The organism is Paenibacillus senegalimassiliensis (assembly GCF_001486585.1).
GTDB classification, from domain to species: domain Bacteria; phylum Bacillota; class Bacilli; order Paenibacillales; family Paenibacillaceae; genus Fontibacillus; species Fontibacillus senegalimassiliensis.
In genome coordinates this window covers 1526523-1544887 of record NZ_LN909046.1, presented here as the reverse complement: position 1 = coordinate 1544887, position 18365 = coordinate 1526523, and the positions used below count along the sequence as shown (strand labels likewise).

The following is an 18365-nucleotide window of genomic DNA, read 5'->3' as shown; positions in this document are numbered from 1 at the left end:
CTACAAGGAGCAACCTTCCATCCTTTATCTTCGTTAGGTAGGTAAGAGACGGCCATCACTTGAATATATAACAGAAGAGTGCTGACAACGTAAGAGGACGTCCAAACAAGCGAATATAGGGGGTCATCCTATGGAAAGCTGGATCAGGAAGGTTAGCGGTTGTACCGTCATTATCTTGTTAGTGTTGTTGCTGGGGGGCTGTGGTAGCGCAAGTTATGATTCGCAAAGCCAATCTTCCACCGATAATAGTGCCATGTCTGTAGCAGATATGGCTAGCGAGAGTTCAAACCTGAATAAGGAGGCTCTTGCTTCCCCCGGTCAGGCCGAGGGTTCAGGCAATTTGGCAGATCCTGAAGCTGCAGGCATGGAGCAGGGAGTGGCAGGAGTACAGAGCCAAAACGCTGCTTTCGAGACGGGCTTGCACAAGAAGCTGATCTACCGGGCTAATGTGGTTATGGAAGTAGAGGATTATGCGAAGGCGCAAACCGAGATTCGTAATCTGGTTGCGGTGAGTGGCGGATATCTGGTGGAGTTTAATGAAGATCAATCACGATATGAATTGGGTGGAAGCTTTGTATTGAAGGTTCCAGCTAATGGCTTCTCGGCATTCCTTGATCGTCTGGAGCAGCTTAAGCCGAAGTCCATGCAACGCAATATTCAGGGGCAGGATGTGTCGGAGGAATACGTGGATCTGGAATCCCGCCTTAAGGTCAAGGAAGCGACGGAAGCCCGATATTTAAAGTTCATGGAGGCAGCCACGCAGACTGAGCAGCTTGTGGAATACGTCAATGAGTTAGAGCGGATTCAGACGGATATTGAGCAGATCAAAGGGAGAATGCGCTATATTGATAGCAATGTCGCTTATTCCACGATCGAAATCCGTGTTTATCAGCCGGATGCAGCCAAGATGGCCATAACGGATGAAGATCCGGGCTTGCTGGATCGAATGAAGAATGCACTGACCGGTAGCATTGAAGTGCTGTCCCTGCTAGCGCAATGGCTGGTCGTGTTCCTTGCCGGGGCGCTGCCACTGCTTGTAATCGCCTCAATCATTCTGGTGCCTGTGTGGATCTATCGTCGCAAGACCCGTGAGAAGCGAGCGCAGCGACGGGCTGAACAATTCACGAATAATAGAAGATCACTGATTCCTTACGTAGACCTTGGGAAGCAGGAGAAGCCTGTGGAGCCCGCCGTTAAGCAGGAAGAGCTGCCATTAAACGATGCGAAGACCGATCTGAAGGACGAGTCGGAAGGCAAGCCGGAATAAAGACACAAAAGTCCATATATCAGATCACTTTATTATCGTTACTCCTCCTGGTTTAAATAGTAGAATGAAAGAGAATTCAGAACGATCAAAGTCAGATTGAGACATTCCAGGAGGAGCATGAAATGCCTATTTTCTTCGATGAAGCCAAAGGTCTTTTTCATTTGCAATCTCGCAATACCAGCTATTTGATTCAATTGGTTCAGGGCTATGCCGCCCATGTGTATTACGGTGCCAAGCTGCGGCATGGAAGTCGTCTGGATGGTATGCTCACCTTTCAGGAGAGGTCTTCCTTCAGCCCCAACCCGGTGCCGGATGATAAGTCTATCTCACTGGATACCTTACCTCAGGAATATCCGCAATATGGAACCAGTGATTTCCGTGGCCCTGCCTATCAGGTAAGACTGGAAAATGGAACACGCGTAACGGAATTGCTGTACCGCTCACACCGTATTGTAGCGGGGAAGCCGATCTTGGAAGGCCTGCCTTCGGTATATACGGAGCGTGAGGAAGAAGCGGAAACCCTGGAACTGGAGCTGTTTGATCATTATTCCGGGTTGACGGTGGTCTTAAGCTATTCGGTATTTGCTGATCTGGACGTGATTACGAGATCGGCCCGGATTACTAATAGCAGCGATACAGTCATGCAATTGGAGCGGGCACTGAGCGCTTCGGTAGATTTCCCCGATAATGACTATGACGCTTTGTACCTCTCCGGGGCCTGGGCTCGCGAGCGCCATGTGCAGCGCAGGAGGCTGGCTCCGGGCATCACGGGGATTGGCAGCAGCCGCGGCTCAAGCTCGCATCAATTTAATCCGTTCCTTGCCTTGATGCGTCCAGATGCTACGGAAGCTCAAGGAGAGGTGTATGGATTCAGCCTGGTATATAGCGGTAACTTCACCGCAAGCGCTGAAGTTGAGCAATTCGGTTCAACTCGCGTATCCATCGGTCTCAATCCGTTTGAATTTAACTGGAGACTCGAAGCGGGTGAAAGCTTTCAAACGCCGGAGGCGGTCATGGTATATTCCTCCCGTGGCCTGGGCGGCATGTCGCGAACTTATCACCGCTTGTACCGTACCCGGCTATGCCGCGGACAACACCGTGATCGGGAGCGTCCAATTCTTGTGAACAACTGGGAAGCGACCTATTTTAATTTTGACGCAGACAAAATTGAGTCGATTGCCCAAGAGGGGAGCAAGCTGGGAATTGAGCTGTTTGTGCTCGATGATGGCTGGTTTGGACGGCGCGACAGCGACAATAGCTCCTTGGGCGATTGGTTTGAAGACCGCCGCAAGCTCCCGGAGGGGCTGGCAGACCTGGCTAATCGTGTGAAGGAGACTGGCTTACAATTTGGTCTTTGGTTTGAGCCGGAGATGGTATCACCGGACAGTGATCTGTACCGGGCTCACCCGGATTGGTGCTTGCATGTGCCGGGACGGCGACGGACCGAGGCGAGAGAGCAACTTGTGCTGGATATGTCACGCAGCGATGTGCGCGAATATTTATACGAGCGGCTTAGCGCCATCTTCTCCACGGTGCCCATCTCTTACGTCAAATGGGATATGAATCGCAACATGACGGAGGTAGGCTCGGCGGCAAGTGCGGTGGAGCGGCAAGGTGAGGTTGCCCATCGTTATATACTGGGATTGTATGAGCTGTTGGAGCGTCTGACCAGTCAATTCCCACATATTTTATTTGAAAGCTGCTCCGGTGGGGGCGGACGCTTTGATCCTGGTATGCTGTATTATATGCCGCAAACCTGGACAAGCGACGACACCGATGGGGTAGAGCGCTTGAAAATTCAGTACGGCACGAGTATTGTGTATCCGGTGTCGACGATGGGAGCCCATGTCTCTGCGGTGCCCAATCATCAAGTTGAGCGGGTCACTCCGCTTTCGTTCCGTGGCGACGTAGCTATGTCCGGAAATTTTGGATATGAGCTGGATCTCACCCGGTTTACGGAAGAAGAGAAGGATATTGTGAAAGGCCAAATTGAGCTGTATAAGGAAATTCGGCAGTTAGTGCAGCAAGGGGACCTATACCGTCTGCAAAGCCCATTTACAGGCAATGAGACGTCCTGGATGTTCGTCAGCCCTGACCAAAGTGAAGCACTGTTATTCTATTTCCGCGTGTTGGCTGAGCCGAACGGGCCGCTATTGCGTGTGAAGCTAGATGGACTTGATCCTTCCAGAGACTATGAGGTGCTGGGTAGCGGAGAGATATATGGAGGGGACCGCTTGATGCAGGCGGGCTTGTCCATGGCTTCGGTGCGTGGAGATTTCAGCAGTCTGACGGTGCGGTTAAGAGCGGTTAGCTTCTAAACGAATATCAGCCCAAGCAGCATGCAATTTTATATATGATCTAAAATAAAAGGAACCTTGAGACCACAGAAAATCGTGGAAGTGCAAGGTTCCTTTTGTGTTGGTGTTGCGATGATACGAGCTCTAAAATTTGAAAATATGTATCGTCTTTTGCAGTTGGAATACAGCGTTCTTCATCGCTTCCGTCTCATCGGCCATGGCCTGAATGGAGGTGATTTGCTCGTTCATGGATGCAGACACTTCCTGGGTGCCTGCCGCAGATTGCTCGGTAATGGCTGAAATGTTCTGAATGGCTGCGGAGATGCCTTGGGCACTTTCCAGCATGGCTTCACTTTCCTTAGAGAAGGCTGCCATTTCTTCCGTAATATATTGAAAGCTGTGGACGATATCCTGGAAAATCTGCTCCGCTTCCCGAATCATCCCGCTTTGTTGCTGGACGACCTCTTCATTGATCTTGATGTTATGCCCGGCTTGCTGCACATCCTGCTCAATGCTGCGAACGAGGCCAAATACCTCCTTTGTGGAAGCCGTAGATTCCTCGGCCAGCTTGCGAACTTCGTGGGCAACCACCGCAAAACCAGCGCCGTGCTCTCCGGCTCGTGCTGCTTCAATGGAAGCGTTCAGGGATAGCAGGTTGGTCTGCTCGGCAATCTCCGAGATCGTTGCTGTAATCCGGGTAATGCCTTGGGCATTTCTGGCCAGGGCTTCAATAGATTCGGCGACTTTCTCTGTAGCTTCGATGTTCTTGCGCATTCCACTGGCCTGCCGCGAAACTGACTCACGTCCGCGTTCTACAAGCTCCAGGGTTTCCGCTGAACGCTTGTTCATTTCCCGGGTAGACTCCGTATAATTGGTGACCTTGAGTTCAATCTCCCCAATGGCATCCTTCATGCCGCCAACATCCTCGGAGATGGCATTAGCACCAAGCGCAAGCTCGTTAGAGGAATGGGTGACTTGGGTCATAACCTCAATTAACTGTTGGTTCCGATCCGAGATGCTGCGACTGGAATCCATAACCTTGCGGGTAATGTCCGAAGTCTCTTGCAGAATCTTCCGCAGCTTGTCCACCATGCTGTTGAAGGAGCGGCTAAGCTCATCCATGCCGCCGGTTTCCATGATGCGTCCGGTGAAATCGCCCTTGGCAATCTTGGCGGAGGCACTGGAGATGTCCGAGAAGGAATCCGTGAGCGCCTTCTTGACATAGCTTGATAGAGGATAAGTAAGCGCTGCCAAGACAACCACGAATAAAATACCGATAAAGATATGTCCTAAGACGATGAATACCAGCAAAGCAGGGATAGCGAATAGCGCTGCGACCATATAGCATGCGGCTGTGATCTTGCGCGATAGGGGGAGCTGGTTGAACCATGACATTGGGATCAAGACCTCCTTGGAAGATAGGTTAATTATACCATTGATTATAGCACCTGGTGTGCCAAATGGTATAGAACTAAAAACCCCCTTGAATCAATAGGATACAAGGGGGACTGAAAGAGTGTTTATGAGATTTTAGCCAAGCACGACTTCAACCTGATGAATGGCGCCATCGCCTGCTGGTTTGATAATATTGCCTTCAATAGATTGACCATCGACCGTGATGCTGGCAACGCCTTTCTCAACATGATTCGGGTTGTTTACCTTGATGACATAAGTATCGCCACGGAACACACGCGTAATCTCGTATCCGTCCCAAGCGGCTGGAATACAAGGGTCGACCTTCAGACCGGCAAAGTCGGCTTGCACACCGAGAATAGATTGCGTAATCGCTACATAGTTCCAGGCCGCTGTGCCGGTGAGCCAGGAGTTTTTGGCTTCGCCATGACGCACGGCATCTTTACCGGCAATCATTTGTGAGTAAACATAAGGCTCCATACGGTGAACCTCGCTAATATCCTCCAGATAAGCCGGAGCAATCTTCGCGTACACATCGAAGGCCCGGTTGCCATGTCCTAATACGGTTTCGGCAATCATGATCCATGGGTTGTTATGGCAGAAAATACCGGCATTCTCTTTGTAGCCCGGCGGATAGGTGGAGATTTCGCCCAGGTTCAAGTAATACTTGGAATATGGCGGTTGTTGCAGGACGATGCCATATTTGGTATCCAGGCGTTCCTCGACAGAGGTGAGTGCCTTGGCTGCTTGACCTTCTTCTACACCGATACCGGCCATTACGCAAATGCCTTGCGGCTCGATGAAGATCTGACCTTCTTCATTTTCCTTACTACCGATCTTCTCGCCATAATGGTCGTAGGCCCGCAGGAACCAATCGCCGTCAAAGCCATGCTCCAAGGTGGTCTTGCGCATTTCCTCCGTCAGCTTAAGCGCTTCGCCAGCTTCGGAATCAAGTCCCCGCATCCGGCAAATTTCCGCAAAGTCAGGACCAACGAAGACGAACAAGCCGGCAATAAAGACGGATTCTGCAACGCGGCCTTCAATGTTTGCCGTAGTCTGGAACGACTCGCCTGGCTCTTTGGAGAAGCAGTTGAGGTTCAGGCAGTCATTCCAGTCTGCACGTCCAATCAATGGCAAGCCGTGTGGACCCAGGTTATGCACCACATGATAGAAGGAGCGCTTCAAGTGCTCGAACAGGGTAGCCGTATTGTCCGGATTGCTGTCAAACGGTACTTGTTCGTCCAAGATGCTTACGTCACCGGTTTCCTTAATATAAGCTGCGGTGCCGAGTACAAGCCATAATGGATCATCGTTGAAGCCGCTGCCTACTTCGTTGTTCCCTTTCTTGGTAAGGGGTTGATATTGGTGGTAGGCGCTACCGTCCTCAAACTGAGTAGCAGCGATATCGAGAATACGCTCTTTGGCCCGCTCAGGAATTTGATGGACGAAGCCGAGCAAATCCTGGTTGGAGTCACGGAAGCCCATCCCGCGCCCGATGCCGGATTCGAAATAGGAAGCGGAACGTGACATGTTAAAGGTAACCATACATTGATACGGATTCCAAATGTTCACCATCCGGTTCAACTTGTCGTCGCCGCTGTCAATTTGATATTTGGACAGCAGATTGTCCCAATAAGCAGCCAGGTCACTTAATGCTTGGTCCACATCGGCGTCAGTGGCGAATTTCTCGATCATTTCGAGGGCTGGTTTCTTGTTGATGACGCCCAGCGACTCCCATTTGTCTTCTTCCGGCACTTCTACATAGCCAAGAATGAAGATGAGGCTTTGTTCTTCGCCTGGAGCAAGCTTCAGTACAATTTCGTGAGAGCCGATCGGGGACCAACCACTGGCTACTGAATTGGAAGCTCTTCCTTCCACAACAACTTGCGGCTCATGGAGTCCGTTGTACAGTCCCACAAATGCTTCACGGTCCGTATCAAAACCGTCGATATCGCGGTTAACGGAATAGAAAGCGTAATGGTTGCGGCGCTCCCGGTATTCCGTCTTATGATAGATAACGGAGTCAAGGACTTCAACTTCACCGGTACTCAGATTGCGCTGGAAGTTAGTCATATCGTCTTGAGCGTTCCACAGACAGAATTCGGCAAAGGAGAAGAGGGATACCTTCTTAGTGTCCGAGCTTGTATTCTTCACGGTCAAGCGATGAACTTCGGCGTTGTGACCCAGCGGAATGAAGGCCAATTGCGTTACAGATATCCCGCCACGCTCTCCGGTAATTGAGGTATAGCCCAATCCATGCCGACATTCGTAGTGATCAAGGTCGCGCTTGACTGGCATCCAGCCCGGTGTCCAGAAGTCATCATTATCATGATCACGCAGATAGTAATAGCGGCCGCCAGTATCCAGCGGAATGTTATTATAGCGGTAACGGGTCAATCTGCGCAGACGGGCATCACGGTAAAAGGTGTAACCACCGGCGGTATTGGAAATCAGTCCGAAAAATTGCTCATTTCCGAGGTAATTGATCCATGGATAAGGGGTTTGTGGTGTATGAATCACATACTCTTTACGTTGATCGTCAAATGCTCCAAATTTCATGAATTGAACTCTCCCTTCATTTGTGAACGCGCGTTTATAATAGATAAAATGCACACCCCATCCACCTTGAGGGGAAGGAGGTGCCGTAATGCTGTTACTTGGCGGGAGGCTTGCAGGAATCTCTAACCTCCAAGCGGGTTGGGAAGCTAACGGTGCTAAAGGTAGGCTGCTTGGTATCACATAACTCAATCACCTTTAAGACAGCCGCCTTGGCCATTTCGTCAACGGGAAGATGAACGGTGGTTAGCTTCGGAGTAATCCGCGAAGCCAGCTCTACATCGTCAAAGCCGATGACAGAAAGCTGATCAGGTACGCTTATTCCACGCTCGGCAAACGCTTCCATAGCAATCATGGCCATGTCGTCGTTGGAACAAAATAGGGCCGTAGGCAGGGAGTCTTGGTCTGCCAGTCTATGCGCTTCACGGTGGGCACTTTCTTTCAGGAATTCCCCTTCCAGAATATATTCATCCCGAAGCGGCAAACCGTATTTATCAAGCGTGTGCTCAAAAGCAAGATAGCGTTCGCGTCCCGAATGTGTATTCATCCGGCCCTTCATAATCCCGATCTCACGGTGACCCAGTTCAATGAGGTACTCAATAGCCTGAACCGTGCCCTCATAGTCCATTGAATTAATAACGGCCAAATGATTTTTGTTGAGCCGCTCAGCCATGATTTCAGAAATGTCGTAATCAATCAGCACCAGAGGCGCTTCTTGTCCAACCATCTCACGAACCAGTTCGATGTCCTTCTGTGTACCAACGAGAATCCCGCCGTCAATCCGTTTCTGCTGAAAGGCCTGCTTCACCTTCTGGAAGTCGCCCGGCGAATATACCGTATGAATCAGCACATAGAACCCGCGGGCATTGGCCGTATCAACGACCATGTCGACAATCGGGGCGAAGTAGCTGTTCTGGTAAATCCGGCTGGTATCTTCCTTCTCAATCATACTGATAGCGAAGAGACCAATCGTATCCGTTCGTTTGCCCGCGAGCGCTCTGGCGAAGCTGTTAGGCTCGTAGTGATGCTGCTCGATAACCCGGAGCACTTTAGCTCTCGTGGCCTCGGGAACGTTCGGATAATTGTTGATGACCCGTGATACGGTACTGCGGGACACCCCGGCTAATTTTGCTATATCTTCGCTGCGCATAAGGCTGTCCCCACTTTCGTAAACGCGCGTTTATATCGTTATTGTAAGACATCGCTTACAAATAATCAATGAATAAAAAAAGGCGGCTATTCGGCCGCCTTGGGGAGATGCTCCAAGTATTGCTTGATCATATGAATGGCTTTGTCCTTATTTTGAATGTCAGCCCGCAGGGAGATAATCATTTCCGAGCCGCCAAGAGGCAGTTCGTCCAGCAAAGTGCTGCTTGATATATCAATGCCGTATACATGCTCGGCACCATCGTCATCGGATGTCGCCTTGATTACATGATCTTCGGTGAGCAGAGGCTGGAGTTCTTGGGTAATATCTTCATCCAGATTGTAGAACGCTCCGCCACCTCCCAGCCATTCGAAGGAAGCCTTATCCGTGATATAAATATCCGGACTTGATGTTGCTACAATGGCCATCGCTTTTTGCTGGTAGGCCATATCAGCACTTCCGTTCTCTCCTTGAAGCGGCAAGTATACCAGTTCAAGCTCCAATCTTTGAAAATCAGGGATCTGCGCCGTCATGGCTTGTTCCAGTGCAGGTGTTCCTCCCGCAGCTTCATCGGCCATATAGTTACCAATCATCAGGATAGATAGATCGATAGGAGGGAGGGCAGCCAGGCGTTTTTGCTCCTCGCGATGGTCCAGATAAGCTGTGGTGCCATAGATTAGGGCAGCTATCACAACCAGCCCAATGATAACAAAATGCTTGTACAACCTGAAGAAATCATCTGTTCTCTCGGCAGGTCCAGCCAATTTGCCCCACTTGCGATAACGCTGGCGGCTCATCTCGGCAATTTCTCCTTGTTTCTCGGCCTGCACAATTAATTTGTACGCTTTAAGCTTCCGTTCGTTTTGCTCTTTGTCCTGTGCATTTGAGGTGCGAGAGCGGGACTGACGTAGTATAACGTCAGCTACTCTCTCTACCTCCTCGCGAGAGGCATTTTCAGGTAGGCCTAGCAGCTTATAGGCCTGTGTCAATTCGTCCTTGTTCATCTCGTTCTCCTCTAAGATTCATTCCATTTTATATGTACAAATATTATATAGAAAGTGGCGCTTACATTCATTATACTTTGTATTTGAAGCGAAGGGAAATTCCTTGAAATGACCACTTTTAAGGAACCGAAAAGAAGCCGGAAAGCTCCTGGCCTCCGGCTCCTTCATTCAGGTTCAGTTAACTTGCCTTCCTGGGACTAACGGACGCGCCGCATGGAAATGATGACATCGCTCCAATAGCCCGAATCCATCGAACTGATCTGCACTCCGGGATCGCCCCAGGTGTGGATGAATTTGCCGCCACCGATGTAGATGCCGACATGTCCGGGGATGCTATCCGCTTGAAAGCGGCCCGGCACGGTGAAGAATATCAGATCGCCCACTTGCAGATTGCTACGGCTGACATCACTGCCTTCTTTAGCTTGATCGCGAGCTAGCCGTGGGAGATCTTGCCCAAAGCGCTTGAATACATGACGGGTAAACGAAGAGCAGTCAAAAGTTTTGGATTGCTCATAGGGGGCGGCCCCGAATTCATAAGGAACACCCAGGTATTGCTTGGCGTACGATACCATGGCTTCGCGATTCTCCGCAACGCCGAAGGCAGCATAGCGCTTAGCATCGTTGTAAGAGGGACCTGCCTGATCCTGAAGGCGAATCGTTCCGAGTTCCAAGGCACCGCTGGTCGGATTAAGGCTGGCGTTAGTATGAAGCAGAGCGGATACAGCCTCCGTGGTCATGTAAAGACGTCCATTCTCGCGAATCGGTGCTTCCGGCAGCGAGAGTGGGGAACCAAAGGATACGGCATGTTTGTGGCCCTCATAAACCTCAAACATGATGTCCGTGAAGCCAAGTCTCGCGGCATCGGCTGTCTCCATAATCCGCAAGTCCAGCGCTTGCGCTACCTGCTTGACAGGAATCCAGGTCGTTTCACCGATGACCTTCACGTTTCCCGTATCTGCCGCCAGCATTCCACCACCCCGGGATACAGAATTGGCGCGAGGATGATCTTGTTGTCCACAGGCTCCCATCAAGGGAACCAGAATAGCTAAACTGAGGCATAGTAGGGTTGTTTTTGCAGCATTGCGCATACGTCAGTGCACTCCATTCATCGGGATTGTCCATTCATTTGAAGTATGCAAAAAAGAGGGCATAACTATTCGGTCAATAACAAAGGAGTTTCAACATCATGCGGAGCAGCGTGAAAAACAGGCCGTTATTAGGACGCAAGACCTCCCGGCAACGCCGGAACCTGATGATTGCTACATGGGAGGGCATTCCCTCCACGATTTTCCAAACCCTGCTGGCAGGGCAATTTCTGACGGGATATTTGCTGTATCTGGGGGCAAGTTCCGCTCAAATTGGCTTTGTGCTGGCCATTACAACCTTTGTCAATATCGCTCAGATTGCCGTAGCCTTCCTGATTCAAAGGTTGGCAAGCCGCAAATGGGCACTGGTGCTGGCTGTTGCCTTTAACCGGATTATCTGGTCCTCAACCGGACTCATTCCGTTTTTGTTTCCGGAGAAGTATTGGGTGACCGCATTCATCGGTTTATATATTATTTCCTTTATGTTCAATACTGTTGGGGCGATGTTGTGGAACTCTCTGATTGGGGATATCGTGCCTGCCCGCGTGAGAGGCAGGTATTTCGGTATTCGCAATACGCTGCTGAATGCGCTCAATACAGTGGTCATGTTTGCGGGCGGTATGATGCTGGATCATTTTCCCCAGTCGCAAGGTTTCCTGTATCTGTACATCATTATTTGGGTAGCAGCCGTAGCAAACATCATTATCTTTACGTTTTATCCCGATGTGGAATTTCAGCGTTCCGCCGAGAGCAAATTCATTCCGATGCTGCGCAAGCCGCTCCAGGATGGTCTGTTTATGAAGGCCACCTTATTTCTCGCCGGGTTTCTATTCCTGCAAAATATGGTCGTGCCGCTGTATTCCTATGTGATGCTCGAATTGCTTCATATTAATTACCAGACGATTTCATTGCTCAATGTCACTCAGACGGTGTTTATGATGGCGAGCTTTTATGTGTGGGGCAATTTGAATGCCCGCTTTAGCAACCGCAGCTTGCTGTTCTGGACGCTACCGCTCATCGCAATCTCGATTCTCTGCTGGGGAGGGTTATCCTTCCTGCCGCTGTTGCCAGTGCTGTTCGTCGCCCATGCGATATTTGGTGCCGGGGTTGGCGGTTTTAACCAACTGGCATTTAACTTTATCATCGGGGATACGCCAAAATCCGAGCGCCCGATGTATATGGCAATGTACGCTGCGGTCACCGGGGTTGCCGCTTTCTTTGGTCCGTTGCTTGGGGGACAGGTGTTGGCCTGGATTAAGCCTTGGCCGATCTGGACTCAGGTCTTCGGCATGCAATTAATCGTCGGGATTAGCATGATATTGCTGGCAATTACGTTAGGGCGCCGAATATTGCGTAATTAATCCAAGGATATATGATGGACAGGGGTGACTTTTGGCAGCGCTTTAAGGTATATTACAAGTTGAGCAGCTAAGCATGAAGGGAGAGGTTAGTTCCATGACAGAAAGAAAAGCATACGAAGGAACTTATCAAGGGGAAAAGGCAATTTGGCTAAAATCGGGCCGTTACGAAGCTATCATGCTGCCGGAGATCGGTGGTAATTTAATCGCTTTCCGCGATGTCGAAAGCGGTTACCGCTTCTTGCGTGAACCGGAGGAACAGGAGATGGATGCCTTCAAGAGCAATCCTGGTATTCACGGGATTCCCGTCTTGTTCCCGCCCAACCGTTATGAGGATGGATTATTTCCATGGAGAGGCGAGGTATATCAATTCCCGGTAAATGAAGCCTCCACGCAAAATCATTTGCATGGATTTTTGCATACAACGCCTTGGGAAGTCGAAGATTTTGGACAGACCCCACACGAAAGCTACGTAACTGTGAAAGTAACGGTCAATTCACAGCATAAGGTGTATCAATATTTGCCGTTCACTTTTACAGTGAGACTGAAATATACGCTTAGCGATAACGGACTTGCCCAGCAGTTGTTCGTGCGCAACGATGGAGAGAATGAGATGCCTTGCCTGATCGCCTTCCATACGACGGTTAACGCTCCGTTTGTTCCAGGCGGCGATGCGAAGGACTATCGCGTCAAGCTGACACTTGGAGAACGCTGGGAATTAAGCGATCGTATGTTGCCTACGGGTGTCTTCCAGCCCTTGACGGCGGAAGAGTACCAGATGCAAGGGGAAGGGGTTTACCCGTTCTTTGAATCTATGGATAACCATTATACAGCCGTACCGCAAAACGGTAGAAACCGCATGGAATTAACGGATACCAAGGCTGGCGTCACGCTGGTATACGATGTAGGCACTTCCTATAAACAGTGGATGATTTGGAACAATGGAGCCAAGGAGGGCTTCTTCTGTCCGGAGCCGCAGCTCAATTTGGTTAATGCTCCAAAAAGTGCACTGCCCGCTGAGGAAATTGGCTTATTCAGCTTGCAGCCCGGGGAGATTTGGGAAGAACGTTCGCGCTTCTACGTCAAATAATTGCATAGCCACATACCTCGTATATGAGCAAAGTAAAAAGCAGCCTAGCAGCCATAAGGAATGGCATACATCAGGCTGCTTTTTACTTTGGCCGAGCGAACTGTCAGTTGATACCGGCAGTGACCTTGGCCGCTTGCGATGGCATAAGCCGCTTCATCTGCTCCAGATTCCGTCTAGGCACATGAATGGTCTTGATGCCATGGCGTTCATCCCGGAACAGCACCACATTATCACGAATCTCCGATACTTGGGAAAGATTCACGTAGCAGTTGGCGCTGATGCGGTAAAAGGAAGGGTCCGAGATCAGTTTCGAGGTCTGTTCGGCGGATAATCTCTGTTTGATGCTGTAATACCGTCCATGGAAGCAAACCAGTCCGTGAGCTCCGATCTTGAAGAAATATGTCTCATGTGGATTGAGGTCCGCATAGACATCTCTTTCCTCCAGTCCGACGTTCATCATTCCAAAACCCCCTTCAGAAGATGTTTTCGGAAGCGCTTACAGTATATCATATACAATAAACTTTGGGTAGGTAACTGCTGGAAATCTAAAATTTTATTTAATTGATCAAAGACTGGACTTTTTGGACGATATACGAAAAAATAAAGAAAGGTTTTGAATTCGTTTTGGATGGAGGAGGAAGGTATAATGTCAGCATCAAATCCAAGATTACTGTTGTTTGTAGGGTCGTACGCAGAGATGTCGGACCCTGGCGTTTATGTATATGAGATGAATTCCGCCGATGGCGGCTTGAAGCTTCTTGATCAGACTAACGGCTTGAAGAACCCGACTTTCTTAGGGGTAGCTCCTGACCAGAGCAAGGTATATGCTATTGGTGAAGTGTCCGTTGAGGGAGAACGCACAGGAGAGATTGCTGCATTTGACTGGAATGGAGCCGAAGGGAAGCTACGGGAATTGAATCGTTCGTCGTCCATTCGTCCGTCATCATCCCATATTCAGCTTGATGCAAGCACGAGGTTTGCCGCCGTATCGGGTTATCATGGTGGGAACATAGGCTTGGTTGCTATAGAGGCAGACGGCACGATTGGTAGCCTGGTGGATGAGCAGCAGCACACTGGGCAAGGGGCCGACCCGGTGCGTCAGGATCGCCCGCATCCGCACTCGGTTACTTTCAGTCCGGATAATCGCTACGCGCTGGTCGCCGACTTGGGGCTGGACAAGATTGTAGTATATGCGCTCAAATCAGGGGAAGGTCAACTGGCCTATCATAGCGAGGTTGCTACGCCGCCGGGCGCTGGACCACGTCATCTTGCCTTCCATCCGAGTGGAGCCTGGTTATACTCTATCAATGAAGTAAATTCCTCCATTAGTGTGTTTAGTTATGATGGGGAGCAAGGAACGCTAGCTCTCATCGATACGGTTCCAACTTTGCCTGCGGATTATCAAGGCGAGAACACTACGGCGGAAATTGCCGTATCGAAGGACGGTCGGTATCTGTACGGTTCTAATCGGGGACACGACAGTATCGTACAATTTGCCATCGACTCGACCACCGGCAAGCTGATCTTGAAGGGACATGTCTCTAGTCAAGGTGGTCATCCGCGGCATTTTGCCCTTACACCTGACGGACAATACCTGATTGCTGCCAATCGGGATGACAATGTATTGGCTGTGTTCAAGGTTGAGCCAGAGAGTGGTGCACTCAAGTTCACTGGCCAAACAGCCCAGGTGTCCAAGCCTGTTTGCGTCAAGCCTGTATTTCTGTAAAATGATTGAAAAAGGACTCCGTAGAGCAAAGATTGTTTGCTCTACGGAGTCTTTGTTGTTATAGCTATCATTGGGCCTTGTTATTTATGGATAAGGCCAGATTGTTGTATGCCTGCCCATAGTTGCTCGAATTGCGGGATATCGAGTTGCTGGGCGGCATCGGAGAGAGCGGTTTGCGGGTCGGGATGCACCTCGACCATAATGCCGTCTGCCCCCGCAGCCAAGGCGGCTTTAGCGCAAGGCAGCAGGATATCCTTCCGACCCGTGGAATGGCTAATATCTACTAACACCGGTAAATGAGTCTCCTGCTTAAGCAACGGCACGGCAGAAATGTCCAGCGTATTGCGCGTCCATTTCTCATAAGTTCGTATGCCCCGTTCGATCAACAGGATACGGTCATTGCCATTGACGGCGATATATTCTGCAGCATGCACGAATTCCTCCAGCGTAGCGGCGATACCCCGCTTGAGGAGCACGGGAATTTGGGCCTGACCGGCAGCCTTAAGTAATTCGAAGTTTTGCATATTTCGTGCACCAATCTGGATGATATCGATATATTGTCCCGCCAGTTCGATATGGTCAGGATGGACAATTTCACTGATGGTGGCAAGCCCGAATTCATCACCTACTTCCTTCAGCATCTTCAGTCCATCGATACCCAGCCCCTGAAAATCATAGGGGGAGGTGCGTGGTTTGAAGGCACCTCCGCGCATAATGGTGACGCCGGATTGCTTCAAGGCGGCGGCAACGGTACGGAGTTGCTCATAGGATTCTACCGAGCAAGGACCGGCAATCATGACCTGTGCTGCTCCGCCAATCGTTGTTCCTTTCACCTGAATCAGTGTGTCCTCAGGTTGGTTCTTGCGGCTGACAATCAATTGCTTGGTGTGATCCTCCTCTTGCAAATTGAGGGAAGCCTTGAAAATTTCCTTGAAAATATGCTTAACCGCAGCATCCTTGAAGGGGCCGGGATTGCGATGGGTCAAATCCTCCAACATGGCTCTCTCGCGGACAGGATCAAATTTGGGAACCCCTTGTTTTTCCTTGATCTCGCCGATTTGTCTTGCGATGACTGCGCGTTCGTTCAACAGGGTCAGCAATTGGTCGTTGATGCCATCCAACTGTTGCCGTAATTGCTCCAATGGGTCACTCATGTCTTATTCCTCCTGAAGGTCGATTTGGGCCGATAAAACAAAAAAAGCCGCCTCTCAAGGGACGGGATAACCCGCGGTACCACCCTCGTTAGACAACTTGGTTGTTTCTCAGCTTTGGACACGGATAACGGTGTGTGGCCGGAACCTCCTAACAGGCAAATATGCCGTTCAAAGGTCAACTCAGGAGCGAACTTCGGCGGCGCGTTCCTTCGGGGTGCTTCCAGTCCCTGGCACCACCGTCCCTGGCAGGACGCATTCACTCGCTTACTTTTCTCCGTCATCGTCATTTTTTATGAATTATATGCTTGTATGTCGCTATTGGCAATAACTCGGGGAAACGCTGGGAAACAGTGATGCTTTTCTCGGATAAAGCACCATTTTACCTATTTTTATTTGCAATGTGACAGGGGCTCGCTTAAGATTAACGAAAGAGGCATTTAGATGAGAAAGACGAAGGAGCAGGTTGGGAATCATGACGTTTTTTAGGGAGCTTTTTCAAATGGCGGGTTTTCGCAGGGTCCTGGCCCTGCTGTTTGTCGTGCTGGTCTTGTATTTTGCTCGTAGCATGCTGAATATGCTGCTGATTACATTCATTTTGACGTATCTCATCAATCGGTTTCACAACTTTATCAGCCGCAATGTAGATAAGGTCGTGCGAATTAACAGGACAATCACCATCTTATTGATTTATGCGATTATCATTACGCTTCTGGGGCTCGCTATTTATAATTACATGCCTGTATTGTTGACAGAGATTACGGATCTGTTCAACCAGGTGATTTCCTTTTATTCCAACCCTCCGATACTTCCCGACAATCCAGTGCTGAATTATTTGGTAGAGTATTTGCAGGATATTGACTTATCCGCTTATATCCAAAATGGCTTTACCTTCGCCCTCAACACGTTGACGGATATCGGTGAGTGGAGCTTGAATTTGTTTATAGCCATCGTACTTAGCTTGTTCTTCTTGCTGGAGAAGGAGAAGGTAACTAACTTTACAGTAAAGTTCAGAGAAAGCCGGGTAGGTGGACTGTTCAAAGAGCTGGAGTATTTTGGGCGCAAATTCGTTCAATCTTTTGGTAAGGTCATCGAAGTGCAGTTTCTGATTGCGTTGGTGAATGCCTTGTTATCCACCGTCTTCTTGTGGATTTTCGGGTTCCCTAATCTTGTGGCTTTGGCCATTATGATCTTCCTGCTGGGATTGATTCCGGTCATGGGGGTTGTCATTTCGTTGATTCCTCTGTGCGCCATTGCTTTTAAAATCGGTGGCTTAGTCAAAATTTTGTATGTTCTGATTATGATCGCTGTTGTGCATGCCGTGGAAACGTATTTCCTGAATCCAAAGTTCATGTCTAATAAAACGCATTTGCCCATCTTCTATACCTTCCTGATCCTGCTCGTTTCCGAGCATTTCCTAGGGGTATGGGGTCTGATTGTGGGTGTGCCTATCTTTATCTTCATGCTGGACGTTGTCGAGGTTCCGGTTATGGGAGGCAAGCGTCTTATTCCACCCAAAGTACCTGACACGGCTCCGGCCGAAGGGGAATAACACAATAATAAAACGGCGAAGCAAGGAACTCTTGCTTCGCCGTTTTTTTCGCTAATAATGCTTGTTCTAGTGGGACATATGCCCCCAATTAATCTTGTTGTTCTGCTGCTGCTCTGCTCTTGGAGCGTTAAAGCGATCCTGCCAATTGCGGTGAATGATCTTCTTAAGCTTCGTTGGCAAGGAGGTCTTGATTTGAGCCGCCTTGGCCTGATCCAGCTTGCCCTCCGCAACGGCCTTGTCGATATTGCGATGAGCGGATTCTGTTAGCCGCTTCAAATATTCTTCTTCGCTCCAGCCCTTCTTGTCTTTGACGATTTGCATCAGCGTCTTGCCTTGCTTCAATGGTTCAATCAGGGCCTTCGGCTCCAGCCCCAGCCACTGTGCAGTGTCTATAAAGATGTGTCCACCGTGGATATGAGTAGGACGGCTCGGTTTGTGATTCTCTTGGGGAGCCGACTCGGCGGGTTCGCGCAGGGTTGTCTCTGCCTGTGCAGCCCCTGCCGCAAGCGCAAGGCTTGCGGTTAGCAGCAAAGACAAGGCAAGCTTGCCGTGGAGGGATGCTGTTTCTCGTTTGAACATAGACTTTTTCCACCTCTTCGTTTAGAATAATTTGGTCCTTGCCTTCCTCAGTGTTGACCAAAAGAGGGCAGGATATCTTAAAGAATGCTTAATATTTCATAAAATTTGAATCAGGTACGAAGTTATCTTAGATTGTGGAA

At 49.7% G+C, this 18365-nt stretch carries 14 protein-coding genes; 6 read left to right on the top strand and 8 right to left on the bottom strand.

Annotation, left to right across the window (positions count from 1 at the left end):
* The first annotated feature begins 130 nt into the window (after positions 1-130).
* Together BN3279_RS21225 and BN3279_RS21220 are read left to right on the top strand one after the other, a co-directional pair.
* Positions 131-1267: a DUF4349 domain-containing protein gene (locus tag BN3279_RS21225; RefSeq protein WP_059053739.1), complete on the top strand. Its 1137-nt coding sequence runs from the start codon at positions 131-133 to the stop codon at positions 1265-1267.
* Positions 1268-1389: 122 nt separating this feature from the next.
* Positions 1390-3585, top strand: coding sequence for an alpha-galactosidase (locus BN3279_RS21220; RefSeq protein WP_059053737.1), 2196 nt, complete (start codon positions 1390-1392; stop codon positions 3583-3585).
* Between the two features lie 123 nt (positions 3586-3708).
* On the opposite strand, the gene BN3279_RS21215 is transcribed toward BN3279_RS21220, so the two are convergent.
* The 5 genes from BN3279_RS21215 to BN3279_RS21195 form a co-directional block, all read right to left on the bottom strand.
* Complete coding sequence (locus tag BN3279_RS21215) at positions 3709-4959, bottom strand: methyl-accepting chemotaxis protein (protein WP_059053735.1); 1251 nt, start codon at positions 4957-4959, stop codon at positions 3709-3711.
* A 135-nt stretch (positions 4960-5094) separates the two neighbouring features.
* Positions 5095-7536: a glycoside hydrolase family 94 protein gene (locus tag BN3279_RS21210; RefSeq protein ID WP_059053733.1), complete on the bottom strand. Its 2442-nt coding sequence runs from the start codon at positions 7534-7536 to the stop codon at positions 5095-5097.
* 94 nt (positions 7537-7630) lie between these two features.
* Positions 7631-8683: a LacI family DNA-binding transcriptional regulator gene (locus tag BN3279_RS21205; RefSeq protein ID WP_059053731.1), complete on the bottom strand. Its 1053-nt coding sequence runs from the start codon at positions 8681-8683 to the stop codon at positions 7631-7633.
* An 86-nt stretch (positions 8684-8769) separates the two neighbouring features.
* Positions 8770-9684: a hypothetical protein gene (locus tag BN3279_RS21200; protein WP_059053729.1), complete on the bottom strand. Its 915-nt coding sequence runs from the start codon at positions 9682-9684 to the stop codon at positions 8770-8772.
* 197 nt (positions 9685-9881) lie between these two features.
* Positions 9882-10772 (bottom strand): C40 family peptidase, encoded by an 891-nt coding sequence (locus BN3279_RS21195; RefSeq protein WP_059053727.1) that lies wholly within the window; start codon positions 10770-10772, stop codon positions 9882-9884.
* Positions 10773-10870: 98 nt separating this feature from the next.
* On the opposite strand from BN3279_RS21195, the gene BN3279_RS21190 reads away from it, so the two are divergent.
* Together BN3279_RS21190 and BN3279_RS21185 are read left to right on the top strand one after the other, a co-directional pair.
* Entirely contained in the window at positions 10871-12130 is a 1260-nt protein-coding gene (locus BN3279_RS21190) for an MFS transporter (protein ID WP_059053725.1), read from the top strand.
* A 94-nt stretch (positions 12131-12224) separates the two neighbouring features.
* Entirely contained in the window at positions 12225-13217 is a 993-nt protein-coding gene (locus BN3279_RS21185) for an aldose 1-epimerase (protein ID WP_059053724.1), read from the top strand.
* 103 nt (positions 13218-13320) lie between these two features.
* On the opposite strand, the gene BN3279_RS21180 is transcribed toward BN3279_RS21185, so the two are convergent.
* Entirely contained in the window at positions 13321-13677 is a 357-nt protein-coding gene (locus tag BN3279_RS21180; protein WP_059053723.1) for a LytTR family transcriptional regulator DNA-binding domain-containing protein, read from the bottom strand.
* A gap of 186 nt (positions 13678-13863) precedes the next feature.
* On the opposite strand from BN3279_RS21180, the gene BN3279_RS21175 reads away from it, so the two are divergent.
* Complete coding sequence (locus BN3279_RS21175) at positions 13864-14943, top strand: lactonase family protein (protein ID WP_059053721.1); 1080 nt, start codon at positions 13864-13866, stop codon at positions 14941-14943.
* A gap of 80 nt (positions 14944-15023) precedes the next feature.
* Here the strand turns inward: BN3279_RS21175 and BN3279_RS21170 are convergent, their stop codons facing one another.
* The gene (locus tag BN3279_RS21170; RefSeq protein WP_059053719.1) at positions 15024-16097 is read right to left on the bottom strand and encodes a bifunctional 3-deoxy-7-phosphoheptulonate synthase/chorismate mutase; all 1074 of its coding nucleotides are present in this window, start codon (positions 16095-16097) and stop codon (positions 15024-15026) included.
* Between the two features lie 472 nt (positions 16098-16569).
* Between BN3279_RS21170 and BN3279_RS21165 the strand changes: the two genes are divergently transcribed.
* Positions 16570-17646, top strand: coding sequence for an AI-2E family transporter (locus BN3279_RS21165; RefSeq protein WP_059053717.1), 1077 nt, complete (start codon positions 16570-16572; stop codon positions 17644-17646).
* Between the two features lie 66 nt (positions 17647-17712).
* Here BN3279_RS21165 and BN3279_RS21160 read toward each other — a convergent pair whose 3' ends face one another.
* A complete protein-coding gene (locus BN3279_RS21160; protein ID WP_059053715.1) occupies positions 17713-18225 on the bottom strand; it encodes a hypothetical protein in 513 nt (170 codons plus the stop codon).
* Positions 18226-18365 lie beyond the last annotated feature (140 nt).